Origin of the sequence: Algoriphagus chordae, assembly GCF_003254055.1 — a bacterium.
In the GTDB taxonomy this organism is placed as follows: domain Bacteria; phylum Bacteroidota; class Bacteroidia; order Cytophagales; family Cyclobacteriaceae; genus Algoriphagus; species Algoriphagus chordae.
The window spans coordinates 15,460-41,039 of sequence record NZ_QKZT01000028.1 but is presented as its reverse complement, the minus strand read 5'-3'; the positions used below and the strand labels follow the sequence as shown (position 1 = coordinate 41,039).

The window sequence follows — 25,580 nt, the reverse complement described above, 5'->3', positions numbered from 1 at the left end:
TATTTCTAAAAGCCAAATTTAAAAATTTGGCGGACTTCGAAAATACACACAAACCTTTAGGAAAGCATTAAATAGCTATGTTTTATACACATTGTTGGCACCAGTTATTCATTGTTCCAGCCTCCATCCCAATAATCAGCTAATTTTTCCTGAATTTCGTGGTATTTCTCATTCAACGAATCGTAATCTTCGGGATTAATCATATCATAATATTCTTCTGGACTGTAATTTTGTCTTCGTGTATAATGATTTGCTATACCTGCTGCTGATAAAGAGTTGTAACCATTAAGTTTCAATTCGCAAGCAGTACAATTAAATTTTGTTGGAAGAATTGACTGTCGAACAATTATTTCGTTATCCGTACTTTCAATGGTCTCTTTTCCATAAGGTTCACCAATAACTGTAGATGTGCAACCACAAGCTGGACATTCTACTCTGTGATATCCTCTATAAGCTAATTTATCACCATTTTCTTGAGCTGCTTTTTTCAAAGTTTCTTGTATTTCTGCATCCTTGTTACTGAAAACTTTATTATGAGCAGCAATTAAGCTTTTGGTTTTTCCAATTACTTCTTCTTCAATTTCAGCTAATATTAATTCAGCTTCTTTTTGAATATCATCACCGAATAATGAGTTAAGTGACTCACCTTGAAACTCACTTAATATCTTACAACACTTATAAAATCCTGCAATCCATTGTTGGGTTGGATATTCTTCAAAAGCAGCAGCTCCAGTATGTACCTCTTCATTTCTTCTATTAATAATAGCTGAAGCTATTTTAAAATTTGAATCCGTAAAATCCGGAATTAGCGTTTGACATAGAGAAATTATATAAATCATTCCTATCGATTTCTTTTTCGACTTTGCCGAACCCAAATTCAAAGCGTGTAGAAGGTTTTGATGGTCTCTATCTGGTTCTGCCAACAAAGTTGGGCTAACGTGAGAAACAGCTGAACGAGCTAAAAGTTCTAAACCCATAGCACACCATAAGCCGAAAAAAGGTTCTTCTTTATCTTCCTCATAGGCTTTCTCGAAGTATAATTTTGCTTTTGTAAATAATGGTTCTCTTTCCCAACTCATAGTTCGTTTATATAAATTCGTTTTAATTCTCTTTTAATATCGTTTTTTGCCGATTTTCTGCCGTGTAAGCTCGTCCAATTATCTATTATAACAGTTTTGCCACCAGTCCATTTTAGACTTGATGGTTTAATTTCAGAGAGTACTTTTTTTAATTTTTTGTCAAACTCTTTAGCATATTTGTTAAATGGACGCATACAGGTAGAATCATATTTTATCCCTGTTTTTCCATTTTCTTGGAAAATTAAAGAAGTGTAAAATTTTTCAGTTCTTGTTTTAACCAAGTAGATTGCTCGTTTCGCATTATTTCTGTCAAACTCAGATAATAGATTCCATAAATCAGTTTTAGATATAAGAGTAGTGTCACAATTGCTCGATTCTTTTGAATGCATTAGAATATATCGTGCAGGATTTTTAGAAAATGCGGTATCTGTATGTAGTGGAAATTCATTCAAGCCACAAGTATTGCTAAACGTTCCTTTGAAAGATTTACTTTCCAATTTTGGCTTCAAAGTAAAAACTGATTGTCCATTTGGATGATTAATTATTCTTCCAATTTTTGATGCAATAGAAATCAACTCTTCATCAGAAGAACCGCTATTGAATTCCGTCCAACCTTTTTCTCTTAATGATATGTAATTTTCTTGGTTCATTTAATTGGTGCCAACGGTCTGTGTATGGTGCGTATCCCGTAGGGTATGCACTATACACCTTGTTGGCGTGTCGTGTTTTTTCTATTTAATTCTCCTATCAATTTTGGCAAATAGTAGAAATTCAGTCCATAATGGAACACCTGAAAAGAAACTGCAATTATCAAAACCAATGGAAGTAACCATTCTTGTTTCAAAAAGTAAATAGGATAGAACAGGAGTGAAATCCCAAGTTCTATCATTATCTTTTTCTTGATATTCTTTTTAATGTCTGCGGTCTCTGTAAAGCCTTCAAATTCCTTTAAATAGCTTGATACTCTGAATTGATACCACCAAATCTCGTAAAGCTCAAAAAGAACGATGAAAACTGTTGTTGAGATTAGAAAATCTTCTGTTTTAATAGCAATCAGAATGTAGGCGACCATAATTGCAAATCTTCCAATTGCAGGTAACACGTCCGTTTTGAACCAAATTCTTTCTCGTGTACTCTCAAAGGCTGTTTGATTCCACCATCCGTCAATTCGGCTTGTGTCAAAGTCCGTATTTGCTAACTCATTAAAAAGTCTTTTAGAATGGTCATATTTTCTGTTGTGGTGAAGTCCACGTCCGAGTTCGTATTTGACCTCATTTAATTGGTCTGTCTTAGTAAGTTTATTTTCTATCGGTTGATAGCCCGCTTTGTATAGGTAATAAACAGCAGAATACTTTTCTCTGTCGTTAAGCGATTTTGCAAGCCGATGAATAATATCCGTTACCATGTCAAAGTCCGAGTTCACAGTTTTTAGGTTTTCCAAAATTCTGGACTGTCGGTTTTCCCAATAGTTTAAAACTTGAGTATCGGTTGTCAAGTCCTTTAAGTCAGTCCATATTTTGTCAATTCTGCTCATTGTTTATTTATATGCACGCCAACGGTTTTGTGTATGGCTCGTTGCGGCAAATCAACTATGATTTTCCGCCGTAACCGAAAGATAGCAAATTGCAATGAATTCCGATTAGGAATTCAGCAGCAATGAGCTATACACGTTGTTCTACGCAGTTTTTATTTCCGTTAATATTTTTCCTTCTCCATTCAGTTCATATTTATAACCTTCCCAATCTATTAATTCAATTCTGTTTTCAATAATTTTAAATTCCGTTTTTCCATCTGGATTTACAAAAATATCTCTCGCACTAAAATTCCATTTAGTTTCTCCATTTTTATCAATTCGGCTAACTTGAATTTCTCCGTGAATGATAAAATCTTCGTCAAATTCATAAATTCCGAAACAAGTTGCAAGGTCATATTGATTTCTCCAATTAGCTGATAAGTCCATTAAATTCAGAGAATATATTTGGTCAGAACAACAAATGTAAATTCGGTCATTTTTAATTAGAAATGAATTTTCAGAAATTCCAGTTGCTCCTCCAGATTCCAATAATAATGCACTACACTTTTCAATTCCGTTTTCTGTTATTCGAATTCCGTGTTTTGAGGAAGGTTTATATTCCGATTCTATTCCTAAATCGGCTGGGTATTGTTTCTTAAATCTCTGACCAAATTCCGCTGAATCCAAATCAGATTCATTTGTTATTTCAATAACGGAATTTTTATATTTTACTATCATTTTCTTGGTTTGGTCAAATTGCGTAGAACGGTCTCGTGTATGAGCAGTAGCGGATTTCAAACCACTAAACTGTCAAATAGCACCGACCTTTGATTTATAATTTTACGTTTCAAAATAGCACTTAAACCGCTATTGCTTATACACAATGTTACCTGCTGGCTTTTTTCTCTTTCGTTCGTTAGCGTTGGAGTGAAAGCTCTTTGCGACCGCAGGAACGAGGATTGCAATGTGCTTGAACAAAGCGTTGGGTTAATTGATAAAATCTGCATATTCTTCAACAGGTATGTTTCGGTTTCTTTTCACAATGTATTCAGACATACTTTCATTAACAATATTTTCAGGCAAGCGGTTATTTGTCGTAATCTCGCTTAAATAGTTGCTTTGACTTTCATTTAGTGAACTTTTATATTTCACAGTGTTATCTTCAAAAAGCTTTATGATATGTGAATCAAGTAATTTATGATGGTTGTTGCAAAGCCACAGTCCATTATCCCCATCTAATGCAAGATTTAATTTTTCATCTTGTGTCAAATGATTTTCCCTTTTTATATCTGCAACTGGCCAAATATGAGCTCCTTGAATGATTTGAGGTATATCGCATTCGCAAAGTGCACATTTCTTATCTCCCAGTTTTTCTAGTAAATTATAAATGTATTGTACTGAACGTAAACTATCATTTTCTTCAAAATCGATTCTCTCAATAGTTCGATTTGATGTGAAAATATGAACTACACCTAATGATTCAATTGCATCTTTTGATGTTTGAGGAAGTTTAGTTAAACCGCCTTCTTCAATTTCATACAATTCAACATCTGTATTGGCAATTTCTGAAATTGCTAAACAAAGTATAGTCGTTTCATATTTATTTGCACCATAAGTTTTACCAAATATTTGAAGTTGGTTTTGTGGACCACGAGTTAAATATGTTGACCTATTTCCTGGATTCCTACTTCGCATCTGGTCTTTATGCAAAATAATATCCTCGGGTGAAGTGAAAGAGGTAATTGGACTTCTTAAATATTCATTAGCATTTAAGAAATTGACATTTGCAGTTCTCATCAAACGATACATAAATATGAAATATGGAGTTTCCCAATTCCCTGTTGTATCTGGATGAAAATAAAAGCAGATTTCCTTGTTCTGATTCTCATCTAATATGTATCGTGATAATGCGCTCGGAAAACTTTGGAAGCTAGAGTTTCTACTTCTTATTTCAACCTCAGAGAAGGATATAAATGTCTTTCTGCCTTGATATTCAAGGGTTGCTAGTCTTCCAATATTATAACCATCGTTGTCAAAGTCTACAGTATATTCATTTTGACCTGTAACTTTTTGACAAACATCAGCCAATATAGCTGGTCTCAAGAGGTCTTGGTACAGCCCTCCCTTTTGAAACCTGTTCTTTATTGTAAAGTGAGGTATTTCCATTATTATCATAATTTACAATCAGTACTTCTTTTCGTTGGATGCCTGGAACATCATTTACTTTTATTAAGCGGTATCCTTTTGATTCAATCCACTTTTTTAATTCATTATTTGTTTTTCCTTTATGTTCCATTACATATGAAATCATAAAACAAATGGACTTATCATTTAATGAATCAACAAACTCAAATAACCTTCTTTCTTCTTCAATTCCCCAACCATTAAATCCTCTTTTTCCATCATTGTATGCGCCTGTTGTTAGGCGGTATGGTGGGTCTAAATAGACAAAACTGTTATTATTGATTACATCATTTAGTTCCGAATAGTCTGAATTTTTAAATTCAATATTTTTTTCCTTAACTATTCTTGAAAAGCTAATCATTTTTTCAAGGACTTTATCATTAAACCACCTCATACCTACTGGGTTATTGAAACCATGGTCTCCATTAAACCTTATTTGCTGGTTAAAGCCATATAAAATTATTGTATAGAGTAATTTAGGGTCTCTTTTTTCGAAAGGAAGGGAATTGTAATAGTTACGAGCTTTTATATAACTATCAGAATCTTGTTTTTTCAGGTCATATTTTTTTATAATTCTTCTCATATAAAGAAGATATTGATAGGTGTCATTTATTTTAAAAGACTCCACTAAGTCTTTTACAAAGTGATTCAATTCATTGTAAACGGTATGATTTGATTTAGAATTTATTCCAACGTTAAACCCTCCACCAAACGCATCAACAAAGTTTGAATATCTTTTTGGGAAGTAGCATTTTATTTCTTCAATCATCTTTGCCTTGCTTCCAATGTAATTAAGCGGAGATTCATATTTAACCTCAAGCTCGTCTTTCTTTTCTACATAGAACAAATATTCAAAATGCTCTTTACCTCTCCTTGATTTAAAATTCGTGTATTTGCTATATGAAATTTTCTTGCACTTATATGTTTCAACTTTACCATATCTTTTCAAACTAGCTTCAATGAAACTCTTAGATAAAAATCCATCAACACTATAGCTAAATATGATATGTTTAGCTTTTGTTTTAGCAATTATTTTGTCAAATAGTATGTGCGATTTATAATCCTTAGACCAATCTGAGCGCATAGGTGTTGTCGGTCTTGAACCTGTTATTGGACTAATTGATGGAGAATCATCCAACACCAATGTTTGTAAAATATGATATTGAGTACCATATTGGTTTTGAGTATATGGTGGGTCTAAATACAATATATCACATTCAACATTTTCAATTAAATCTTCAATTTTTCCATTTAGAGTGGTTATACCTAAATGTTTAGAATTATTTGATTCTACTCTTTGAAATATGATTGGTTTTTTCGCTCTTGGGTCCCAATGCTTTAAGAAAGCTCCATAAACTCCTGCTGTATTTGAAACAAATGAAATAGATTCTATAAGACTAGCGAGTAAAAAAGAATATTCAGAATTATTGATTAATTCTTGATTCTTCCATTGTTCTATTGTTTCCCTGAAATAGTCAATTCTTCCTGCATTTTCGGGTGAGAAGTACATACGTTCAGAGCCACCTGGAGAATAGTTTTTATAGAAAAAGTTTTGCCTTGTTTCGGAGTTGCTGTTAAAAAACTCGAATGGGTCGAATCCTAGTTTTTCAAAAGTACAATCTGGCGATACTAATCTGCCGTTTGTGTAAATAACAGACCATTTAATCATGTCGTTTACAACTAAATTGAATTTACTTTTTACTGAGTCTGCAACTGCACCTGTTCCACAGAAGGCATCAAAAAAAGTTAAATTATTTTCGACCTTTTTATCTTGATTGAATAAATTTCGTTGCATGCAAACAAGTCCCTTTTCTTCCAAAAGGTCAATAATTGCAGTAGTAATTAATTCTTTATTTCCAATAAATCTCATTGATGCACTTTTTGTGATTTTTTATAAAAGATGGCCGCTTCTTTTAAAACATTCAAACCTTGCTCTTCTTCTTCGATAATGTCATAAACTTTATCTGTTAACCATAGCTTTTCTAGCTCTTTGAGATTTATTCCATAAAGTTCTGAGAGTATAGGTAAATATTCTCTTTTAGCTTGTCTGTCGCCTAGTTCGATTTTTGATAGTGTAGCGGTATCAATGTCAAGAACCGCTGCCACTTTTCTAAGAACAAGTCCATTTTGTTCTCTAAGCCCTCTTAGTTTGTTGCCAAATAACATCTATCTATATTTTGTTTAGACAATATTTGTCAAATATAGAAAATAGTTTTGCATTCATTCAATTATTACTGATTTTTTTGGGTGGCGGTGGGGAAGTGAAAGCTCTTTTTATTTTGTGAGGTACGAGCAAAATGAAATGTGCTTGAGCGTGCGGTGGCTTTTTTAGCTTGCAGGTAACGTATTATAACCGCAATTGCGGTTATTTCTTATATATCTAATTTGTCTAAAGGACTGCTAATTTGATTAAATCCTTTAGTCGTCACATGGGTATATATCTCCGTAGTTTTAGAACTCTCATGACCTAATAGGCTTTGAATATACCGTAGGTCAGTCCCATTTTCTAAAAGATGAGTGGCAAAACTATGTCTCAGTGTGTGTGGCGTAACATGTTTTTGAATTCCCGCCTGCTCCACTGCCTTCCCCAAAATGGCTTGAATACTACGCTCTGAATAAGTGAGTGGTTTTTCCTTGGAGCTGCCTTGACCTTCAAAAAGGAAATAGTGAGGTGTATATTCTTTGAAATAGATTCGAAGTAACTCTAAAAGTTTCTTTGACAAAATCGTATAGCGGTCTTTCTTTCCTTTAGCTCCTTCTATCCGGATCTGCATTCGCTTTGAATCTATAGCTTTAATAGGAAGCTTGATCAATTCACCGATCCGAAGTCCGCCTGAGTAAATAGTGCTCAATATTGCTTTGTGCTTGGTGTTCACTACACTAGTTAAGATTTGTTGGATTTCCTCCTCACTACACACCACAGGTAGAATTTTATCCTTTCTGGGACGCTCTACAAAGTACAGTTTTCTTCTACCTCCTAAAACCTTTTCAAAATAAAATTTGATGGCATTAATAGCTAGATTTTGGTAGGACGAAGAGACTTTACGCTCCATGACCAAAAATCTGGAGAATTCTACTACATGTTTTTCAGTAAGTGTGTCCATATCCTCTTTTGGAAAATGATTGATAAACTCTTCAAATAGAGGTGTATAGACTTTGATAGTGTTTGTGCTATAACGCAATTCATGTAGTTTATTGAAATACTCCTTTGGGCAGCTTTTATAGTTTACTACATCTTTGGTACTCAATCTAGGAATACCTCCATCCATTTTGTCTTCGGCTTCCAAAATGAATTTGAGTTGATTTTGCTCGCAAAACCCTTTTATTTCTTGCTCAAATTTAGCTGAATAGGGGATCGTCCACCATTTATTTTTGGAGTCCCACCGATTATAGGGGAATGTTTTTAATTGCTTAATTAATAGGGGGAGATAGCCAAAAATTAGTTTTAATCTTCCAGTTTGTGTTTTTATGGCTAGAACTTCATCCTTTTTAATTGAAGGACTGCCTTTAATGGGGTTTTCTAATTCTTCCATAATTTCTAAAGAAGAAACCCTGTTTTCGAAGTGTCCTTTAAGTTTTTCAAGGTTGCCTGGATAATTTGGAATCTCCCAAACGTAGTTTTGTTTATTCCATCTGGCATATGGAATAGTACGCACCAAATAGAGGTCAGCCTCATTTTTGGGCATTTTTAGGAGGATTTTTCTTCCTATTACCTTGATTTCAATAGCAGTAGAATTCATAAGCTAAAAAAATTAAAAACTGCGGATATATTTCTATAGAGCTAATATGCGCAATTAATTTTGAATTGAATTACTACCTAATAGGATTCTTGTTACCCTTTAGGTGCAGACTAATCTTCCATGTAGCAGCACCAAGCCTTGGTCTCCACAGACCATTTAACACTTGAACTCCCTAAAAAATCTTCTGATAAACCTCTTCCAACTTACTTACGGCCATTACATTTATTTTGTATTTGCTCAGATCAAGTCCCTTCACAGCGTATTTGGATACGATAATCTTTTTGAAACCTAGTTTCTCTGCTTCTGCGATGCGGTTTTCAATGCGGTGAACAGCGCGAATCTCTCCGCCCAAACCAACTTCTCCCGCAAAGCAAATCTGCTCGGAAACGGGCGTATCCTCGTAGCTGGAAATCAGCGAGGCACAAACGGCCAAATCTAAAGCTGGATCATCTACTCTTAGTCCACCAGCCACATTCAAGAATACATCTTGCTGACCAAGTTTCATCCCTCCACGCTTCTCCAACACCGCCAACAACATATTTAATCTCTTGGCATCGTGTCCCGTGCTACTACGCTGCGGAGTACCGTAGGTCGCTGGACTGACCAGTGATTGGATTTCAATCAGCAAAGGACGATTTCCTTCCATCATGGCTCCGATGGCTACGCCATTGAGAACTTCCTCTCGCTGAGTTAGGAGGATCTCTGAAGGATTAGCTACCGGTCGAAGGCCTTCGACCCGCATCTCATAAATTCCAAGTTCGTGAGTAGATCCAAAGCGGTTTTTGGAAGTTCGCAGGATTCTATAACTCATGTGCCGATCCCCTTCAAACTGTAAAACGGTATCCACCATATGTTCGAGTACTTTCGGTCCAGCGATAGAGCCGTCTTTGGTGATATGTCCGATCAGGAAGACAGGCGTCCCGGTTTCCTTGGCAAATTTCATCAGTTCGGCAGTACACTCCCGAACCTGAGATACAGAACCTGCAGCGGATTCCACGTATTGGCTAGTTAATGTCTGGATAGAATCTATCACCAGCAAATCAGGCTTAAGCGCTTCGATCTGCTGGAAAATCTGCTGGGTATTCGTCTCCGAAAGCACGTAGCAATCTGGATTCTTAGCAGCCATACGATCTGCACGCATCTTGATCTGCGCTTCAGATTCTTCCCCAGAGACGTAAAGAATCTTTTTACCTTTTAGAATCAAGGCTATCTGGAGCATCAGGGTAGACTTTCCTATCCCAGGTTCGCCGCCAATCAAAACGAGTGAACCCGGCACTATTCCTCCACCCAATACCCGGTCGAGTTCATCATCTCCGGTTACATATCTGGCTTGCTCCTCGTACTTAACTTCTTGGATTTTCTTGGGAACAGAGGCTTTTTTGGTTGCTGATGTGGTTGTCTTCCAAGATCCTTTTCCAGATTCCTCCTTCTGTACGATTTCTTCTACATAGGTATTCCATTCCCCACAGGAAGGACATTTACCCAGCCATTTTGGGCTCTGCGCTCCGCAGTTTTGACAAAAGAAGGTGGTTTTTATTTTAGCCATTTTGGATAGGAGAATTAGGATATGCGATTTACGAGGTTTGCTGGAACCTCGGAGATTGAATCAAGTTGTGAAGTTCAGGTTTTGCAATTCCCCCTTTTCAAGGGGGCTAGGGGGATTTATTTCTTTCAAATTTTTCAATGTTACAACTTCAAATCATGAACATCGAATGCTGAATGCCGAAGTACTTGATACTTATGTCTACCGTCTAGATACTAACTAGTGCGCCTGCAGCCAATCCGTACCTGTCCCAACTTCCACCTCTACCGGAACAGCCATTTTGATTGCATTGGACATCAGTCCAGGAATATTCGCTTTTAGGATTTCTACCTCATCGATATGCGCGTCAAAAACCAATTCATCATGCACCTGAAGGATCATCTTGGATTTGAGGTTTTCCTTTTTCATCCATTTATGCACGTCGATCATAGCCACTTTGATCAGATCGGCAGCTGAACCCTGAATCGGGGCATTGATAGCATTTCGCTCTGCGAAGCCACGCATAGTAGCATTTCGACTGTTGATATCGCGGAGATATCTGCGGCGACCAAGGATAGTTTCCACATATTCGTGAGTTTTAGCTTTCTCGATGGCGCCATCCATGTATTCCTTCACAGCTGGGAATTCCTTGAAATAAGAGTCAATAATCTCCTTGGCTTCACCTCTAGAAATCGATAAACGCTGGGAAAGCCCAAAAGGAGAAATACCGTAAATAATTCCAAAATTGGCTGTCTTGGCCTTTCTACGCATATCAGAGCTCACTTCTTCTAGCGGTACTTGGAAGATCTTTGCCGCTGTAGTAGCATGAATATCTCTTCCGTTTTTGAAAGCTTCTATCATGGATTCATCACCCGAAAAAGCCGCCATAATCCTAAGTTCTATCTGCGAATAATCAGCTGCTAGCAAAATGTGATTTTCGTCTCTAGGGACAAAAGCCTTACGAATTTCACGTCCGCGATTGGTGCGGATAGGAATATTTTGAAGGTTTGGATTGATGGAAGAAAGACGGCCTGTCGCTGCTACAAACTGATTGTAAGTCGTGTGAATTCTTCCTGTTTTGGAATTGATCAATAATGGCAAGGCATCCACATAAGTAGATTTCAGCTTCACCATCTGGCGGAAATCCAGGATGTTCTGGATGATTTCATGCTCATGAGCCAGCTTGCTTAAGATTTCTTCACCGGTAGCATATTGCCCCGTTTTGGTCTTTTTGGCTTTTGGGTCGAGCTTTAATTTATCGAAAAGTACTTCTCCCAATTGTTTTGGTGAAGCCAGATTGAAGCGAACTCCAGCCATCTCATAGACCTTGTTCTCTATTTCTTTGCTCTCCTTTTCCAGCAATATGGACATCTCCGCCAAGCTATCCGTATCGATCCGAATGCCTTCAAATTCCATATCTGCAAGCACATTGATCAGTGGATTCTCTACCTCATCAAAAAGCTTCTCCATATTATTTTCCTTCAGCAAAGGATCAAATTCGGCTTTCAGCCTTAGCGTGATATCTGCATCTTCAGAAGCATAGGCTGTCACCTCATCCTCATCCACATCGCGCATGGTACCTTGGTTCTTGCCTTTTTTTCCTATCAATTCTGTGATCGAAACGGGCTGATAATTCAAGTATTGCTTAGCGAGCCAATCCATGGAATGCTTACCATCCGCATCGATCAGGTAATGAGCAAGCATGGTATCGTAAAGAATTCCTTTGACGACGATATCGTAATTTTTCAGGACTAGAATATCGTATTTGATGTTTTGGCCGATCTTCAGAATGGCTTCATTTTCGAAAACCGGTTTCAATAAATCTAAAATATCCAGCGTCTCTTCGCGGTTTGCCGGGCATGGAAGGTAATAAGCCTCCCCAGTCATATAGGCGAAGGAAATCCCAACGAGCTCGGCTTCCATAGGATTCACCGAAGTGGTCTCTGTATCAAAGCATAACTCCTTTTGTATTTCCAAGTATTCTACCAATTCAAGGATTTCAGCCTTTCCTTTGACCTTATGATAATTCTGGATATTGCCGTGGATGGTGTCTGGAGCTTTTTGCTCAGCTATATTGACTGATTCCTCTTCGAAATCTATTTCTTTGGAACTGCTAGCTGTAGGCGCTGGAGCAGCACCAAACAACCCAAGTTGTTCGTTTTTCTGAATTACAGCTTTTTTATCTGATCCCTTGAAAACTCTCGCAGCTAGTGTACGGAATTCTAGTTCTGCAAAGATGGAGCGTACCTTTTCCTCGTCTATTCCCTCGTATTTCAGATCCTCTTTTACATAGGTAATCGGCACATCACACATGATTGTCGCCAATTCTTTAGACAAGATCCCCTGTGCTCCGAAGTTCTCTACATTCTCCTTTTGCTTGCCTTTGAGATCGGCGGTATTCTTCACCAATTCCTCTACTGTCCCGTAGATTTTGAGGAGTTTCACTGCTGTTTTTTGACCGATTCCAGGGATACCAGGGATGTTATCCACAGCATCTCCCATCAGGCCAAGTATATCTCGAACTTGGTCGACACGCTCAATATCCCATTTGGCGCAGATCTCTTTTGGCCCCATGACATCCACTCCATTTCCCATAAAGGCAGGTTTGTAAAGGAAAATATGATCATCGACCAACTGTCCATAATCCTTGTCCGGAGTCATCATATAAACCGTGAATTGCTCTTTCTCGGCCTGCTTGGCCAGCGTGCCGATGATATCATCAGCTTCATAGCCATCTAGCTCCAAAATCGGAATGCCAAATGCCTTCACAATTTCTTTTACCCATGGAATAGCAATTCCTATATCCTCAGGTTGCGCTTCACGATTGGCTTTATAAGGCTCGTATTGAATATGTCTAAATGTAGGAGCCTTGGTATCGAAAGCTACACCGATATGTGATGGTTTTTCCTTATCTATGATTTCAAGTAGGGTGTTGGTAAATCCTAGCATTACGCCGGTATTCAAGCCTTTGGAGTTGATTCTCGGGTTCTTGCTAAAGGCAAAATGGGCTCTATAGATAAGAGCCATGGCATCAAGTAAAAATAGCTTGCAGGCTTGATTTTGGGACATTTTGGAGATGTTTTAGGGGTAAAAGGCTGATCTGATTTAAGCTCGGTAAGTTACAAATTTTCCTTGGTTGGTATCCCAAAAGATCCGGTAATGAAAGGCTTATTGACAGTTATTGGCAGTAACAAATGCGGTCTTTTTGAAAATTCTAGCCTTGCGTCCTATAGGAACATACGATGTGTAGACAACATTTAAATTCAGATCAGCTGTTATAGTACTAGTTAAAAAAATAGAAGATCCACTAGTCCCCTAGCATTTGCCGTTGAGTGTAGTGAGGTATTTGTAACTGCTTTCCAATGTTTCTCTAGGGGTAGTAGTCATATCTTTCTCAAGGAAGAAGTGTTTGGCGCCGGATTTTTGAGCCTGATCTACAATCTCGCAAATGTCCAGAACACCAGCTCCAGCATCAGCCAGATAAGGAAACATACCCATGATGTCTTGCATGTCTTCGCCTCCATTGGCAAACTGTTTTTGCTCGGACATATCTTTCAGGTGGAAAAGCTCAAATCGCCCAGGGTTATTTTTCAAATAGCCGATCATATCTGCTCCAGCCGCTGAAAACCAGAAAATATCCATTTCCATTTTTACCAGATCTGGATCCGTCTCATCCAAAATTACCTGAAAAGGAATGGATCCCTCAAGTTCCCGATGGCCATAGCCATGGTTATGATAGTGGAAAGTAAGTCCGTTTTTCTTTGCAGATTCTCCCACCTTATTGAAAGCATCAGCCATCTTTTTGTATCCATCCAGATCTGGCCTTAGCTCTTGAGGGATCATGGCTATTCCTATGTGCTTTTGCCCCACTATATGCGCGGACTCAGCTACCTGATCCATATTTTGAGTGAGAGTATCCCAATCGAGATGCATGGATGTTGCCTCTAGTCCCAGATCATCCAAGATCATTCTCATTTCTTTAGGACTTCTTCCGAAATACCCACTTCCTGAGAAACCAAGCATTCCGGCCATGGCTCCCCAGCTTTGTTTGGCAGATTCTGCGCTGAAATCAAATGGGCCAAAGAATTCAAGTTCTTTATAACCTAATTCAGAGACAATTTTCAAGGTACCCTCAAAGTCCTCGCTTAGCTGTTTTGGAAGGGTGAACAGACCAAGTCCCAATGTTTTAATTGAGTTTTTTGGAGCTGAAGCAAAGGATAAACTAGGAGCAATTAGGCCAGCGGCTAAGCCAAGTGATGATTTTTCGAGGAAGGATCGGCGTTTCATAGGGTTTTATTGTTTCTCTAAGATGCATTAGAAAAACCGAAAATAAAAAAGCCTGTCATTTACTAGAAAGACAGGCTCATGTGTAGGTTGATACTTAACTTATTTGGAGTACAAAGGAGTTCTTTTGATCAAATATTGGAGGGTGATTTCATAGGCATTTTCATCAGGCCAGAAGCTATCATGTGTATTAGCATATACATTTTGACCTTGATCATTATAAATCTTCAAATCTACATTGGTGTTGAAGCTGGCAGAAGTGGTGCTGGAGCCAAAATTCGTCGAGTTGTATCTACTTCCTTTACTTTTACTTGAGTAAGAATTTGCACTGCTATTGGTTACCCCTGTCTGTGTAATTACTACTGAGCCATAAACTACATATTCCACGCCTAGTAGATTGGCCATTTCACCAGGAGTCAAACCTATCAAATTATCGACCTGAATGTTGTTTTTGACTAGTAAGGCGTTGGTAGTCAAAGGATCTTGAATTGTGAAAAGTGCCGCTTTTTGTCTTAGATAGGTATAGCAATCCGACTGAACTTTTAGACCCATTTTATCATCCCTTGATCCGCCAGAACCCATATAGTCAAAAGGCAGCACCGCCACCATATTATGATGAGATTGGACAGAATTCCCTACTGGTGCAGCTGCTGAGGCTGTTGGAGAGGCATTGGGGGCTTCTGTGAAAAATTCAACTCTGCCACTTGCAAATTGGATTTTATTAATCTCAGATTTTTTCAGCGAGTAGGAGAGCGTTTCTCCTTTGTGGACAAATTTGATAGCATCATCACCCATCTCTGTGACATGTCCTAGCATTTCTTCCCCGTTGGTTTTGACTACTTTATCAAACTGTTCTTCTTGAGCCATTACAGCTGAAAAAACGAACATTAGCAGTACTACCGCTAGGTATGACTTTAAATTAGCTTTCATAAAATTCTATTTAGGAACCGTGATACTATCAGAAATCTTTCGAAAAATAGTGAGATAATTGCTTTTTTCACAACCTATTGAAAATCACTGGCCATTTATTAAGCATCAATTTCTTTTTGCAGAAAGGTTTTAACCTGGAGCGCACGAAGGAAAACAATAATCAAGGGAATTAGCCAGCCTATCTCATTGAATATTAGTTGAAAGGCCGTTCTTTTATTCCATCCTAGATCCGGAAGAAAACCCAGGGCAAACCAGATCCCTAGAATAATTTTTCCTGTGATGCCTGCGATAATCAGGTAAACCCAGCTGATAGGGTAGAAGGCACTGAAAAAGATCAATAAGCCAACTAGAATACCAACCCCCCCATAATAGGTGACGGGCAAAGAAGCCTCGATTAGATTTCCATCTGCAAGCCATTCCAAAATCGGCCCAGCCATCACCCTAAAAATAGCAGACCAAGCTATGGTGTACATTCCTGCTAGCAGAAGAATTCCACGAAAATGCATGGGAAATACAGGAAAAGGAGGCTTTGGATCCATAGGGTTAATTATCTTGGGTAGTAGAATTCTAGATTGGGATTCTGTCTGGTATTTATACAAAACTATTCAATGGAATCAAAAAACACAGGTAGACCACGGCTTTTTATCCTTTTAGCTGCTACAGTATGTCTAATACTTGGATTTACTGTTGGTAAAAGAATGGGCGATATTACTCCAGCTTCGATTGAAGGAGCATCTGAATTGTTTGGGCTAAGCTTCACCCCAGCAGAAAAGGATAGCATGATCGGAATCCTTAGCTCACAGAGAAATAATTATGAAGCGCTTCGGGAAATTAAACTCGACAATTCTATTGCCCCTGCAATGATTTTTAATCCCTTGCCACAAGGCTTTACTCCTAGTCTAGATCAAAAGCCTCTGGATTGGGGATTAGCAAAATCTGTAAGTCTACCAGAGAAGGAGGTTGATATTGCTTATTTGCCTGTTCATAAGCTTGCTGTTTTGATCAAATCAAAGCAATTGTCCTCTGAGCGATTGACGAAGATCTACCTCGATCGCATCAAAACCTACTCGGATACCCTTCTATGCCTGATCACTTTGATGGAAGACTCTGCGCTGGCAAAGGCAAAAGCTATGGATGCAGAGATCGCCGCAGGAAAGTACAGAGGTCCACTCCACGGGATACCTTATGGAATCAAAGATCTTCTGGCGGTAAAAGGAACGAAGACTACTTGGGGAGCGATGCCTTATAAGGATCAGGAAATCGACATGACTGCGACAGTTGTGCATAAACTGAATGATGCTGGAGGAGTATTGATAGGGAAATTTACCCTTGGTGCTCTGGCTATGGGCGATGTTTGGTATGGAGGTGTGACCAAAAATCCTTGGAACTTGAAGCAGGGATCAAGTGGCTCTTCGGCTGGTTCGGCCTCGGCTGTGAGCGCAGGATTGGTTCCATTTGCCTTGGGAACGGAAACGCTGGGATCGATCGTCTCTCCATCGACTAGAAATGGAGTCACGGGTTTGCGACCAACCTACGGGCGTGTCAGTAAAAATGGCGCCATGGCTTTGAGTTGGTCGATGGACAAAATTGGTTCTATATCAAGATCTGCGCTGGATGATGGAATTGTCCTCTCTGTGATCAACGGTGAGGATTCCATGGATGCGAGTACGATCAAATCTGCCTTTAACTTTTCTGCCAAAACGGATGTCAAGAAATTAAGGATAGGCTATTTCAATGCCTATTTTGAAGGAGAAGGTTCTGGGGTGGATAATAACAAGCAGGTCTTGGAGTTGCTACGAAATCAAGGTTTTGAACTTCATCCGGTGGAATTAAAGACCTCTGTAAATCCCAGAGCAATCCAATTGATGCTAATGGTAGAGGGTGCCGCTGCTTTTGATGAACTAACCCGACTGGGCTGGGATGATCAGCTGGTGGCGCAGCATAAGAGTGCCTGGCCAAATCTATTTCGTGCAGCCCGTTTTATCCCTGCTGTGGAATATGTGCAGGCAGCAAGGCAGCGGACTGTTTTGATTGAAGAAATGCATGAAATCATGAAAGACTACGATGTGATCGTCACGCCTAGTTATGGAGGGCAGCAATTACAAATCACCAATCTAACTGGCCATCCTGCACTTTGCTTACCAAATGGTTTCAATGATTCGGGATCTCCTACCTCTATCACTTTGCTTGCTAATCTTTTCGAAGAAGAGAAGTTAATTATGCTGGGAGATTTGATTCAGAACAATTCGGATTGGCAGGCTAAAAGACCGCCAATGTTTGATAGGTAGAGAATTAATTTACCATTACCAGGTTTTGAATGCCTGGCTAGTTAAAAAATGAAGAGTGGGAAATTCAGGGCTTGATAGCGCCCTGAATTCTCATATTGTTTGCATCCATAAACCAGATCTTCTGGGTAGTCTCAATGGAATAATGGTCTATTAACTTGGTTGCATTATTCATATAGATCTCCGCCAAGGTAGTAGAGTTGTAGAATAAGTTTTCATCTGCCATTTTGATGGAAATAGAACTAACCTGATCCTCGAAATAGGTGATTTTAATATATTTCACATTGCCTGTGGCGGTAGGGAAAAGCTCATGCTTAAGCGTAGCATTAGAAACCTCGGTATCGTAGGAATCTATTAGGGAGGTTTTATTGATATCAGCGTCTGTGAATACGCTGAATTCCTCTTCCCAGTCTTTAGTTGAATAGACCACTGTGGCCTTCTTTTCCTCGCCCTGAATTCGTGAAACTTTGATCACATTCACAGAATCTATTTCCTGGATTTTCATTTCGATAAATCCTTTTAGATCAAAATAAGGAAGTTCTTCCAGCTTGTTTGAGGATTCACCCGCGCAGGAAAACAGTCCGAATATAGCAAGAAAGAGAATTCCGAAGGAAAGACCTTTGATCTGCTTCATTAAGTCAATAGAATATTTCCAGTCATATCCTCAGGTTTTTCAACTCCCATCAGTTGGAGAATAGTAGGTGCCAAGTCTCCTAACTTTCCATCCTTGATCGTAAGCTTATCATGTTTGTCCACCATGATACAAGGAACAAGATTAGTAGTGTGTGCTGTGTTAGGTGTACCGTCCTCATTGATCATCATGTCACTATTGCCATGATCTGCAATGACGATGATGGTATAATCGTTGGCTAAGGCCGTAGTAATCACACTATCCGCACAAGCATCTACCGCTTCACAAGCTTTCACTGCTGCATCGAAGTCTCCGGTGTGACCCACCATATCCGCATTTGCAAAGTTCAAGCAGATGAAATCAGCGCTTTTCTTATTGAGCTCGCCATTAATTTTGGAAGCGATTTCAAAAGCACTCATCTCAGGTTTGAGATCGTATGTTGCTACTTTCGGAGAAGGGCAAAGCAATCTGCTTTCGCCTTTGAATTCAGATTCTCTTCCTCCGGAAAAGAAGAAGGTCACGTGAGGATATTTCTCCGTCTCAGCGATTCTGATCTGTTTTTTATTTGCTCTTTCCAGCACTTCACCAAGTGTGTTGTTTAGGTTGTCTTTCTCGAAAAGAACTTCTACACCTTTGAAAGTAGCATCGTAATTCGTGAATGTGATGTATTCCACATTCAGTTTTTTCATATTGAAATCCTCGTAATCGCGCTGTGTAAGTGCTTGAGATATTTCTCTTCCACGGTCAGTTCTGAAGTTGAAACAGATAACCAAGTCGCCTTCTTCTATCGTCGCCAAGGGCTTATTATTAGCACCGGCATGGATGATCGGTCTGATAAATTCGTCAGTGACATTATTTTCGTAAGATTTGCGCATGGAGGCGAGGATATCTTTGGACTTCTCTCCTTCACCTTTCACCATAGCATCGTAGGCAAGCTTCACACGCTCCCAGCGATTGTCTCTATCCATGGCGTAATATCTACCGATAACCGAGGCAATCTTTCCGCTGGAATGAGTCAAATGCTCTTGGAGATCTTCCAAGTAGCCAATTCCACCCTTTGGGTCTGTATCCCTTCCATCGGTGAAAGCATGTATAAAAACATCTTCCATTCCGTTGAATTTCGCTGCATCACAAAGTCCTTTCAGGTGCTTGATGTGTGCGTGAACACCTCCGTCAGAGAGGAGACCTATGAAGTGAGCTTTCTTGTTGGCAGCCTTGGCTTTGGCAAATGCTTCTACCAATACAGGATGGGAATTTAACTCCTTGTTTTCTACCGCAAGATTAATTTTCACCAAATCCTGATATACTACTCGACCTGCACCGATGTTCATATGACCAACTTCAGAGTTGCCCATTTGGCCTTTTGGCAAGCCAACAGCAAGACCAGAAGCCTCTAGTGTAGCATGTGGATATTTGGTGTAAAGACTATCTACAAAAGGGGTTTTCGCTTTATTAATTGCAGAAACCGAAGGGTTGGTGGCTATTCCCCATCCGTCCAAAATCATTAAAAGTACTTTCTTATCCATACCGCAAATATATTATAATTCAAGGCAAAGTAGCCCCGAATTCCTGATTAGACAAAACTTCATGAGCTGTATTTGGTAAACTTAAAAACCTAGGGCATGATTCCTTTTTTGGCTTAGTATTTGCCTTGCATGGGCAATGACCTCTGTATTAAGTTTAATCGTTTCAATTTTCATGCTTTTCCAATCTCCTACCAAGGAAATTGACTCTTTGAATTCCATCGACACGGTTATTTCTGCGATTGATAGTGGCTCAAGCAATGAGTTAGCACGGTTTTTTGACTCAAGCATTTCCTTAAATGTTAACGGATTACAGGGAGATTATTCTAAAAATCAGGCAGAACTTGTGCTAAAAGATTTTTTCAAGAAGAACCCGTCCAGGGGATTTAGCCTTGTTTTCAAATCTGAAAGTAACCCGAATTACAGTTCTTATATTGGTGATTATCAGACAGCTCAAGGCATATTTAAAGTCTTTATTAAGGTCTCCTTACAAGCCTCAGATTTCAAAATCTACAGCCTAGAATTTGTCAAAGGCTAGTACTTTTTTCTAAGCCACTGAAAACCCAGAGCCCGATGTCGGGACCTGAGACTACAGTGTTTATTTCTCCTTGATTATAGAATTTTACGCTTTTGCACCTTTGCGGGAGCTTCAAATCCCTAATTTTGGGCATGAATCCATCCTATCTTACCGAAGAGGCCATTTCTACTTTTATAGCTGCAGCTTTTGCTGAAGATATCGGTCCAGGCGATTATTCCTCTCTTTCCTCTATTCCTGACGGAAAAACTGGTCAAGCAAACTTATTGATCAAGGACAATGGCATAATTGCAGGAATAGAATTGGCTGAGCGGATTTTTAAAACATTCGACCCAACACTTGAAGTGGAACTTTTGGTATCGGATGGCGATGAAGTAAAGTACGGAGATATAGGCTTGCTGGTGAAAGGATCATCTACCTCTATTCTATCCTCCGAAAGACTGGTCCTGAACTGCATGCAGCGGATGTCAGGCATTGCAACGCTGACAAATAGACTTACAGAGAAAATTCTTCATACCAAAGCCCGTCTGATGGATACGCGGAAGACGACTCCAAATTTCCGCTTGATGGAAAAGTGGGCTGTACACATAGGAGGAGGAGTAAATCACAGATTCGCGCTCTATGATATGGTGATGCTGAAGGACAACCATGTGGATTTTGCTGGAGGAATTCGTCAGGCTATAGAAAGCTCAAAGGCCTATCTCAAAGCAAATAACTTGGACCTGAAAATTGAGATAGAAACGCGCAATCTAGATGAGGTTAAGCAGGTGCTAGCAGTAGGTGGAGTGGATCAGATTATGCTAGACAATATGGATTATGCGACCATGCGTGAAGCTGTAGCAATGATTGGAGATCAGTATAAAACCGAAGCTTCGGGAGGAATAACTGAAGACACACTTGTCGATGTGGCTGAATGTGGCGTAGATTATATTTCCATGGGAGCCTTGACGCATTCTGTGAGAAGTCTGGATATTAGCCTGAAGGCTATATAACCTTAGAGAGCGGAACATTTTGGCATGATTTCAGTCTTATAAGGATAAATCACCCAGTTATGAAAAATATACTTTACGCAGTCAGTTTACTAGTTTTCTTTTCTTGCAGTTCTAAATCCTACCCAGATAAAGACTGGGATGACAAACAATGGACTTTGGTAGAGATCATGGATGTGCCAGTTCAAACTTCGGATTCCCGAAAGGATGCTCATCTAATTTTTGATGCTAGAAAAGATATGATCACTGGCACGGGCGGCTGTAACCGAATTTTTGGCTCTTATGAAATTGGCAAAAAGAATACCTTGAAGTTCGGGGAAATCAGTTCTACTTTAATGGCCTGTCAGGATTCTCCTTTTGAAAATAAATTTCTGGAAGTGCTCAAATCAGTCCGTTATTATCAGCTAAATGCAGGCGAGCTTCTGCTGAAAAACGGAGAAAAGAAAATAATACTGAAGCTTCAGTAGTCTACAGCCAGTTTTTCTTTCGGAAGAAAAGCAGCATACCCGCTACTGCTACAGTCATTCCACCCATGACCACGAAATAGCTATACTTCCAGTGCAACTCAGGCATATTGTCAAAGTTCATCCCATAGACTCCGGCTACAAAGCTCAGCGGTATAAAAATGGTAGATATGATTGTCAGCACCTTCATGATGTTGTTCATGCGGTTGGAGAGGCTATTCATATAGAGATCCAGTACGCCTGAGGACATATCTCGGAAAACCTCGATGGTCTCAATGACCTGTATGGTGTTTTCATAAAGATCCCGGATAAAAGGTCTGGTTTCAGGACTGATCTTATCGTCTGCGTATTTATCAAATGAACCGATTACCTCACGTAGTGGATAGACAGTTCTGCGTAGATCCATCATTTCCCTTCTTTGAATGTAAAGCGCATTGAGGGTTTCATTTCCAGGCGAAGTCATGGCCTGTGCTTCTAGATTTTCGATCCGCTCTCCCACATTTTCCATGACGATAAAGTAGTTATCAATTACTGCATCTAGCAAAGCATAGAGTAAATAGTCTGCTTTTCGCTGGCGTATGGCACGTTTTGGGTCTATCAGCCGACTTCGGACAAAATCAAATACATCTCCCTTTTTCTCTTGAAAAGTCAGCAAAACACCGTCTATTAAGATAAAGCTGATCTGCTCATCGTCAATGGGAGACTCAGGAGTAGAACATTGAATCATCTTCATTGCCGCAAAAAGATAGTCGTCAAAAACTTCCATTTTGGGACGTTGATCTACATTCAGAATATCCTCCATCGTCAGCTTATGGATGCCAAATAACATACCTATTTTCTGCAGCAGTTCTACCTCATGCAGACCAATGATATCTATCCAAAGTACCTTTTTTTTCTGTTTCAGCTTTTCTTCCAGCTGATCGAGATTAATAGAATCTTCGTAGAAATCATTTTCATCGTAGCTGATGATATTGATAATGACTGTTTCCAGCTTTTTTTCTCCAGTATAAACCAAAGCTCCAGGAGGAAGACCGATTTTGTGGGATTTTCTCTTTTTCTTCTTTTTGGGTTTGAAGAGCTTCTGTACAGATTTAAGATTTGGAGTTTGCAGGCTCATAAGTATCTCGGATGAGGTTATTTGGAGCTAAGAAAGTCGACATTTCTTTTTATTCCAGCAAGTTTAGTGCGCTTTACTGCTGATTTTTTAAAAACCTTCCGGAAAGTTTCCTCAGTGATTTCCTTCCAATCAGTTTTTGACAATTCCTTCAATTCCTCATTTGGCGAAAAGCGAGGCTCTTGATGAGGCTTGGAAAAACGATTCCAAGGGCATACATCCTGACAGATATCACAACCAAAAGCCCAGTTTTCCATCTTGCCCTGAAACTCGCTAGGAATCGCGTCTTTCAGTTCTATGGTCAGGTAAGAAATGCAGCGAGAACCGTCAATTACTCCATTATCCACAATCGCATCCGTAGGGCAAGCATCGATGCAGGCTGTACAGGTTCCACAAAAGTCTTTGGCAAGTGGAGTATCAGGAGTCACTTCCAGGTCAATGATGAGTTCGGAAAGAAAAAAGAAACTTCCCATATCCCTATTCAGCAGCAAGCTGTTTTTCCCCAGCCAGCCTAATCCTGCTTTCTGCGCCCACTGACGCTCCATGACGGGTGCAGAATCTACAAATCCACGACCATCGATTTCCCCAATTTCCTCTCGGAGAATTTCTAGAAATTCATTGAGTTTCTCTCGGATCACAAAGTGATAATCCTCTCCATAAGCGTACTTGGCTAGTTTAATGGAGTCTGGAGATTCAGGAAGTTTCTGTTCCGGAAAGTAATTGTAAACCAAGGAAACCACTGTTTTAGCACCTTCCACGAGTTTGGTTGGGTCGAGCCTTTTGTCGAAATGATTTGCCAGATAGCCCATTTGACCGTTGTAACTGCGGTTAAGCCATTCTTCTAAAAGCGGAGCTTCCTCCTCCAAAAATCCAGCTTTTGCTATCCCACAAAAGTCAAAGCCCAGCGCTTTCGCAGTGGATTTGATGATGGAGGCATTTTTCTCGGCGGGAGTCATGGGGTAAAGATAAGGGAGTTTGGTTTTATAGAGTTTCCAAAATTTTTAAGAGCTTAAAATGAAGAATTTTGCTTTTTAATTTCAACAAACCTATTCTTAAGGAGTTTTACGAAACCTGAACATTTCCAACTCTTCCTCAACAGAAATCCAAAAAATAGCCGTCAAATTTAAAATCAGACGGCTATTGGTTTAGAAACTCCAGTATTTCAACTTTCTACATTTTGATCAAGCGCTTGGTTATCACTAGCTCTCCCAATTGAAGCTGAACTGTGTACATACCTGGACTTAAGTTGATGAGGTCGATTCTTTGAGTAAAGGTTTTCTCTCTTGTAAACTCATCTGAGATCACCATTCTTCCCACTGCGTTATAGACTCTCAAACCAACCTTAGCAGGTTGATCCAATTTTACAAGAATATTAGTTTCCTGATTTGCTGGGTTTGGATAAAGTATGAAATCTCCGAATGGGATCTCTCTAGTAAAAGTGACCTCTCTGGAAATAACTTGTCCAGCACGATCTGTGCTGAAGATTGTAACTACTATTTGCGCTTGAGGATTTCCTGATCCCCGCCAGATCAGCTTGTCACCAAAGACTTCAAGATTGGGATTCTCATCAATCCTGTAACTATGAACATTATCTTCAAGGTCATTGGTGGAAAGTGTGGCAATTATATCTCCGCTAATTGCCTGATAAGGTATAGACATGCTGCTCAACTCAATACCTAATGCTTTTTGTTTATCAGACACCAGCACTTGAACTATTATAGGTTCTTCCAATGAAAACTCTTCTGATCCATTTAGCTCAACCTCAAATTCATAAATTCCAGATTTTATAGGGTCGAAGGATGAAGAAGAAATATTCAATTTTATTTTTCGCTGACCAAACCAGTCTTCTGCCTCTTTGTTGATTTTATCATTTACAACTTCAATAGAAGTGTTCCAAGGAAGAATGATTAGTTCTGGCTCCGCTTCCATACGGTAGGAAATATTACAGTTACCAAGGAATGATCCAGGACTATTTGCCAACAAGGCATCTACTGCATTTACGTTTACACAGATAGTTTTGCGTTTACTAAAGTTTCCTCCTGGCAAATGACAAACCTGTACCTTATTTGCCCCTCCTTTATCACAGGCAGCTTCAACTGAGATCACTGAAATTATCTCTTCTGTAATACAACCAGAATCACTTATTACCACTACCTTATACGTTGCGACAAAATCTCCAGAGGATGAAACATTTAAAGTCGCACTATTACCACCAGGCACATTTCCGAAATTTTCGCCTTCACTATATTTCACTGACCACTGATAGCTAAGTCCTGAATAAGATTCCGGAATATTGGAAGCTGTTAGAGTTGTGGAATTTGGTAGACCTAATGAGGCAGGGGCGTTGGAGAATATTACTACCTTGTCATTGCTATTTTTTGGAACTGAGGAATTGATTTCAGTCGTCATTGGATTTTGAGGTTCCAAAACGGTGATATCAACTGTACTCTCAGATGGGTTTCCAACCAAATCCCAGACTTTGACACCGACCATTACCTCTCCAATATCCCCACAGCTAAAGGCAGATTGTGAAAGTTCAAATACCAAGTCCTCGAAAGCCGTGCAATTATCGGTAGTTCCATCCTCGATATCGCTGATTGTAATACTGGCATTTCCAGAATCGTCCAGTTGCACAGCTATGTTGTGCAGAGATAGAATTGGAGCTGTACTATCTTCGACAATAACCATTTGATTCTGTGTAGATATATTCCCATTTCCATCATCATAGGTCCAAACAATTGTATAGGATCCTTGCTCGGTGTAAGAAAGAGGATCAGAAGTCGTTCC

The 25,580-nt window shown here is 39.3% G+C and carries 22 protein-coding genes; 4 read left to right on the top strand and 18 right to left on the bottom strand.

All coding sequences use genetic code 11. The features are described 5' to 3' along the window. Positions 1-104: 104 nt before the first annotated feature. The 13 genes from LV85_RS20680 to LV85_RS20620 all read right to left on the bottom strand — a co-directional run bounded on the left by LV85_RS20680 (position 105) and on the right by LV85_RS20620 (position 15,791). Positions 105-1,079: a hypothetical protein gene (locus LV85_RS20680; RefSeq protein ID WP_111323026.1), complete on the bottom strand. Its 975-nt coding sequence runs from the start codon at positions 1,077-1,079 to the stop codon at positions 105-107. Continuing rightward, the gene (locus LV85_RS20675) at positions 1,076-1,729 is read right to left on the bottom strand and encodes a carbon starvation induced protein CsiD (protein WP_111323024.1); all 654 of its coding nucleotides are present in this window, start codon (positions 1,727-1,729) and stop codon (positions 1,076-1,078) included. The genes LV85_RS20680 and LV85_RS20675 overlap by 4 nt, the downstream gene beginning before the upstream one ends. 50 nt (positions 1,730-1,779) lie before the next feature. After that, positions 1,780-2,613, bottom strand: a complete 834-nt coding sequence (locus tag LV85_RS20670) for a hypothetical protein (protein ID WP_111323022.1) — start codon at positions 2,611-2,613, stop codon at positions 1,780-1,782. A 141-nt stretch (positions 2,614-2,754) separates the two neighbouring features. Beyond that, the gene (locus LV85_RS20665; protein WP_111323020.1) at positions 2,755-3,330 is read right to left on the bottom strand and encodes a hypothetical protein; all 576 of its coding nucleotides are present in this window, start codon (positions 3,328-3,330) and stop codon (positions 2,755-2,757) included. A 249-nt stretch (positions 3,331-3,579) separates the two neighbouring features. Next, positions 3,580-4,695 carry an HNH endonuclease signature motif containing protein gene (locus LV85_RS20660; RefSeq protein WP_158531220.1) on the bottom strand — a complete coding sequence of 372 codons (1,116 nt, stop codon included), beginning with the start codon at positions 4,693-4,695 and terminating at the stop codon, positions 3,580-3,582. Beyond that, positions 4,673-6,646: a DNA adenine methylase gene (locus LV85_RS20655; protein WP_111323016.1), complete on the bottom strand. Its 1,974-nt coding sequence runs from the start codon at positions 6,644-6,646 to the stop codon at positions 4,673-4,675. The genes LV85_RS20660 and LV85_RS20655 overlap by 23 nt, the downstream gene beginning before the upstream one ends. Further along, positions 6,643-6,942, bottom strand: a complete 300-nt coding sequence (locus LV85_RS20650; protein WP_111323014.1) for a helix-turn-helix domain-containing protein — start codon at positions 6,940-6,942, stop codon at positions 6,643-6,645. The genes LV85_RS20655 and LV85_RS20650 overlap by 4 nt, the downstream gene beginning before the upstream one ends. A gap of 206 nt (positions 6,943-7,148) precedes the next feature. Continuing rightward, positions 7,149-8,516: a tyrosine-type recombinase/integrase gene (locus LV85_RS20645; RefSeq protein WP_111323012.1), complete on the bottom strand. Its 1,368-nt coding sequence runs from the start codon at positions 8,514-8,516 to the stop codon at positions 7,149-7,151. Positions 8,517-8,688: 172 nt separating this feature from the next. Continuing rightward, positions 8,689-10,062: a DNA repair protein RadA gene (gene radA, locus LV85_RS20640; protein WP_111323010.1), complete on the bottom strand. Its 1,374-nt coding sequence runs from the start codon at positions 10,060-10,062 to the stop codon at positions 8,689-8,691. Positions 10,063-10,278: 216 nt separating this feature from the next. After that, positions 10,279-13,107 carry a DNA polymerase I gene (polA, locus tag LV85_RS20635; RefSeq protein WP_111323008.1) on the bottom strand — a complete coding sequence of 943 codons (2,829 nt, stop codon included), beginning with the start codon at positions 13,105-13,107 and terminating at the stop codon, positions 10,279-10,281. A gap of 246 nt (positions 13,108-13,353) precedes the next feature. After that, a complete protein-coding gene (locus LV85_RS20630; protein WP_111323006.1) occupies positions 13,354-14,325 on the bottom strand; it encodes a sugar phosphate isomerase/epimerase family protein in 972 nt (323 codons plus the stop codon). A gap of 99 nt (positions 14,326-14,424) precedes the next feature. Further along, the gene (locus LV85_RS20625) at positions 14,425-15,252 is read right to left on the bottom strand and encodes a hypothetical protein (RefSeq protein WP_146260517.1); all 828 of its coding nucleotides are present in this window, start codon (positions 15,250-15,252) and stop codon (positions 14,425-14,427) included. Between the two features lie 98 nt (positions 15,253-15,350). Continuing rightward, entirely contained in the window at positions 15,351-15,791 is a 441-nt protein-coding gene (locus LV85_RS20620; RefSeq protein WP_111323002.1) for a hypothetical protein, read from the bottom strand. Positions 15,792-15,860: 69 nt separating this feature from the next. Between LV85_RS20620 and LV85_RS20615 the strand changes: the two genes are divergently transcribed. Continuing rightward, the gene (locus LV85_RS20615; RefSeq protein ID WP_111323000.1) at positions 15,861-17,540 is read left to right on the top strand and encodes an amidase; all 1,680 of its coding nucleotides are present in this window, start codon (positions 15,861-15,863) and stop codon (positions 17,538-17,540) included. Between the two features lie 64 nt (positions 17,541-17,604). Here the strand turns inward: LV85_RS20615 and LV85_RS20610 are convergent, their stop codons facing one another. Further along, positions 17,605-18,171: a hypothetical protein gene (locus tag LV85_RS20610; protein WP_111322998.1), complete on the bottom strand. Its 567-nt coding sequence runs from the start codon at positions 18,169-18,171 to the stop codon at positions 17,605-17,607. Then, positions 18,171-19,694, bottom strand: a complete 1,524-nt coding sequence (gpmI, locus tag LV85_RS20605) for a 2,3-bisphosphoglycerate-independent phosphoglycerate mutase (protein ID WP_111322996.1) — start codon at positions 19,692-19,694, stop codon at positions 18,171-18,173. Before gpmI ends, LV85_RS20610 begins: the two co-directional genes overlap by 1 nt. A gap of 172 nt (positions 19,695-19,866) precedes the next feature. Here gpmI and LV85_RS20600 point away from each other — a divergent pair, with 172 nt between their 5' ends. The 3 genes from LV85_RS20600 (at position 19,867) to LV85_RS20590 (ending at position 21,682) form a co-directional block, all read left to right on the top strand. Beyond that, positions 19,867-20,229, top strand: a complete 363-nt coding sequence (locus tag LV85_RS20600; protein WP_158531219.1) for a DUF4783 domain-containing protein — start codon at positions 19,867-19,869, stop codon at positions 20,227-20,229. A 131-nt stretch (positions 20,230-20,360) separates the two neighbouring features. After that, the gene (gene nadC, locus LV85_RS20595) at positions 20,361-21,218 is read left to right on the top strand and encodes a carboxylating nicotinate-nucleotide diphosphorylase (RefSeq protein ID WP_111322992.1); all 858 of its coding nucleotides are present in this window, start codon (positions 20,361-20,363) and stop codon (positions 21,216-21,218) included. 59 nt (positions 21,219-21,277) lie between these two features. Further along, on the top strand, positions 21,278-21,682 hold the full coding sequence (locus LV85_RS20590) for an META domain-containing protein (RefSeq protein ID WP_111322990.1): 405 nt from the start codon (positions 21,278-21,280) through the stop codon (positions 21,680-21,682). A 1-nt stretch (position 21,683) separates the two neighbouring features. Here the strand turns inward: LV85_RS20590 and corA are convergent, their stop codons facing one another. The 3 genes from corA to LV85_RS20575 form a co-directional block, all read right to left on the bottom strand. After that, positions 21,684-22,796, bottom strand: a complete 1,113-nt coding sequence (gene corA, locus LV85_RS20585; protein WP_111322988.1) for a magnesium/cobalt transporter CorA — start codon at positions 22,794-22,796, stop codon at positions 21,684-21,686. 17 nt (positions 22,797-22,813) lie between these two features. Continuing rightward, positions 22,814-23,749, bottom strand: a complete 936-nt coding sequence (gene queG / locus LV85_RS20580) for a tRNA epoxyqueuosine(34) reductase QueG (protein WP_111322986.1) — start codon at positions 23,747-23,749, stop codon at positions 22,814-22,816. Positions 23,750-23,963: 214 nt separating this feature from the next. Continuing rightward, a partial coding sequence (locus tag LV85_RS20575; RefSeq protein WP_146260516.1) for a T9SS type A sorting domain-containing protein occupies positions 23,964-25,580 on the bottom strand: 1,617 nt, incomplete at its 5' end.

Bases quoted from the DNA above. Each gene is read 5' to 3' on its own strand.
- LV85_RS20680 (WP_111323026.1), bottom strand. From the start codon at position 1,079: ATGAGTTGGGAAAGAGAACCATTATTTACAAAAGCAAAATTATACTTC.
- LV85_RS20675 (WP_111323024.1), bottom strand. From the start codon at position 1,729: ATGAACCAAGAAAATTACATATCATTAAGAGAAAAAGGTTGGACGGAA.
- LV85_RS20670 (WP_111323022.1), bottom strand. From the start codon at position 2,613: ATGAGCAGAATTGACAAAATATGGACTGACTTAAAGGACTTGACAACC.
- LV85_RS20665 (WP_111323020.1), bottom strand. From the start codon at position 3,330: ATGATAGTAAAATATAAAAATTCCGTTATTGAAATAACAAATGAATCT.
- LV85_RS20655 (WP_111323016.1), bottom strand. From the start codon at position 6,646: ATGAGATTTATTGGAAATAAAGAATTAATTACTACTGCAATTATTGAC.
- LV85_RS20650 (WP_111323014.1), bottom strand. From the start codon at position 6,942: ATGTTATTTGGCAACAAACTAAGAGGGCTTAGAGAACAAAATGGACTT.
- LV85_RS20645 (WP_111323012.1), bottom strand. From the start codon at position 8,516: ATGAATTCTACTGCTATTGAAATCAAGGTAATAGGAAGAAAAATCCTC.
- radA (WP_111323010.1), bottom strand. From the start codon at position 10,062: ATGGCTAAAATAAAAACCACCTTCTTTTGTCAAAACTGCGGAGCGCAG.
- polA (WP_111323008.1), bottom strand. From the start codon at position 13,107: ATGTCCCAAAATCAAGCCTGCAAGCTATTTTTACTTGATGCCATGGCT.
- LV85_RS20630 (WP_111323006.1), bottom strand. From the start codon at position 14,325: ATGAAACGCCGATCCTTCCTCGAAAAATCATCACTTGGCTTAGCCGCT.
- LV85_RS20625 (WP_146260517.1), bottom strand. From the start codon at position 15,252: ATGAAAGCTAATTTAAAGTCATACCTAGCGGTAGTACTGCTAATGTTC.
- LV85_RS20620 (WP_111323002.1), bottom strand. From the start codon at position 15,791: ATGGATCCAAAGCCTCCTTTTCCTGTATTTCCCATGCATTTTCGTGGA.
- LV85_RS20615 (WP_111323000.1), top strand. From the start codon at position 15,861: ATGGAATCAAAAAACACAGGTAGACCACGGCTTTTTATCCTTTTAGCT.
- LV85_RS20610 (WP_111322998.1), bottom strand. From the start codon at position 18,171: ATGAAGCAGATCAAAGGTCTTTCCTTCGGAATTCTCTTTCTTGCTATA.
- gpmI (WP_111322996.1), bottom strand. From the start codon at position 19,694: ATGGATAAGAAAGTACTTTTAATGATTTTGGACGGATGGGGAATAGCC.
- LV85_RS20600 (WP_158531219.1), top strand. From the start codon at position 19,867: ATGCTTTTCCAATCTCCTACCAAGGAAATTGACTCTTTGAATTCCATC.
- nadC (WP_111322992.1), top strand. From the start codon at position 20,361: ATGAATCCATCCTATCTTACCGAAGAGGCCATTTCTACTTTTATAGCT.
- LV85_RS20590 (WP_111322990.1), top strand. From the start codon at position 21,278: ATGAAAAATATACTTTACGCAGTCAGTTTACTAGTTTTCTTTTCTTGC.
- corA (WP_111322988.1), bottom strand. From the start codon at position 22,796: ATGAGCCTGCAAACTCCAAATCTTAAATCTGTACAGAAGCTCTTCAAA.
- queG (WP_111322986.1), bottom strand. From the start codon at position 23,749: ATGACTCCCGCCGAGAAAAATGCCTCCATCATCAAATCCACTGCGAAA.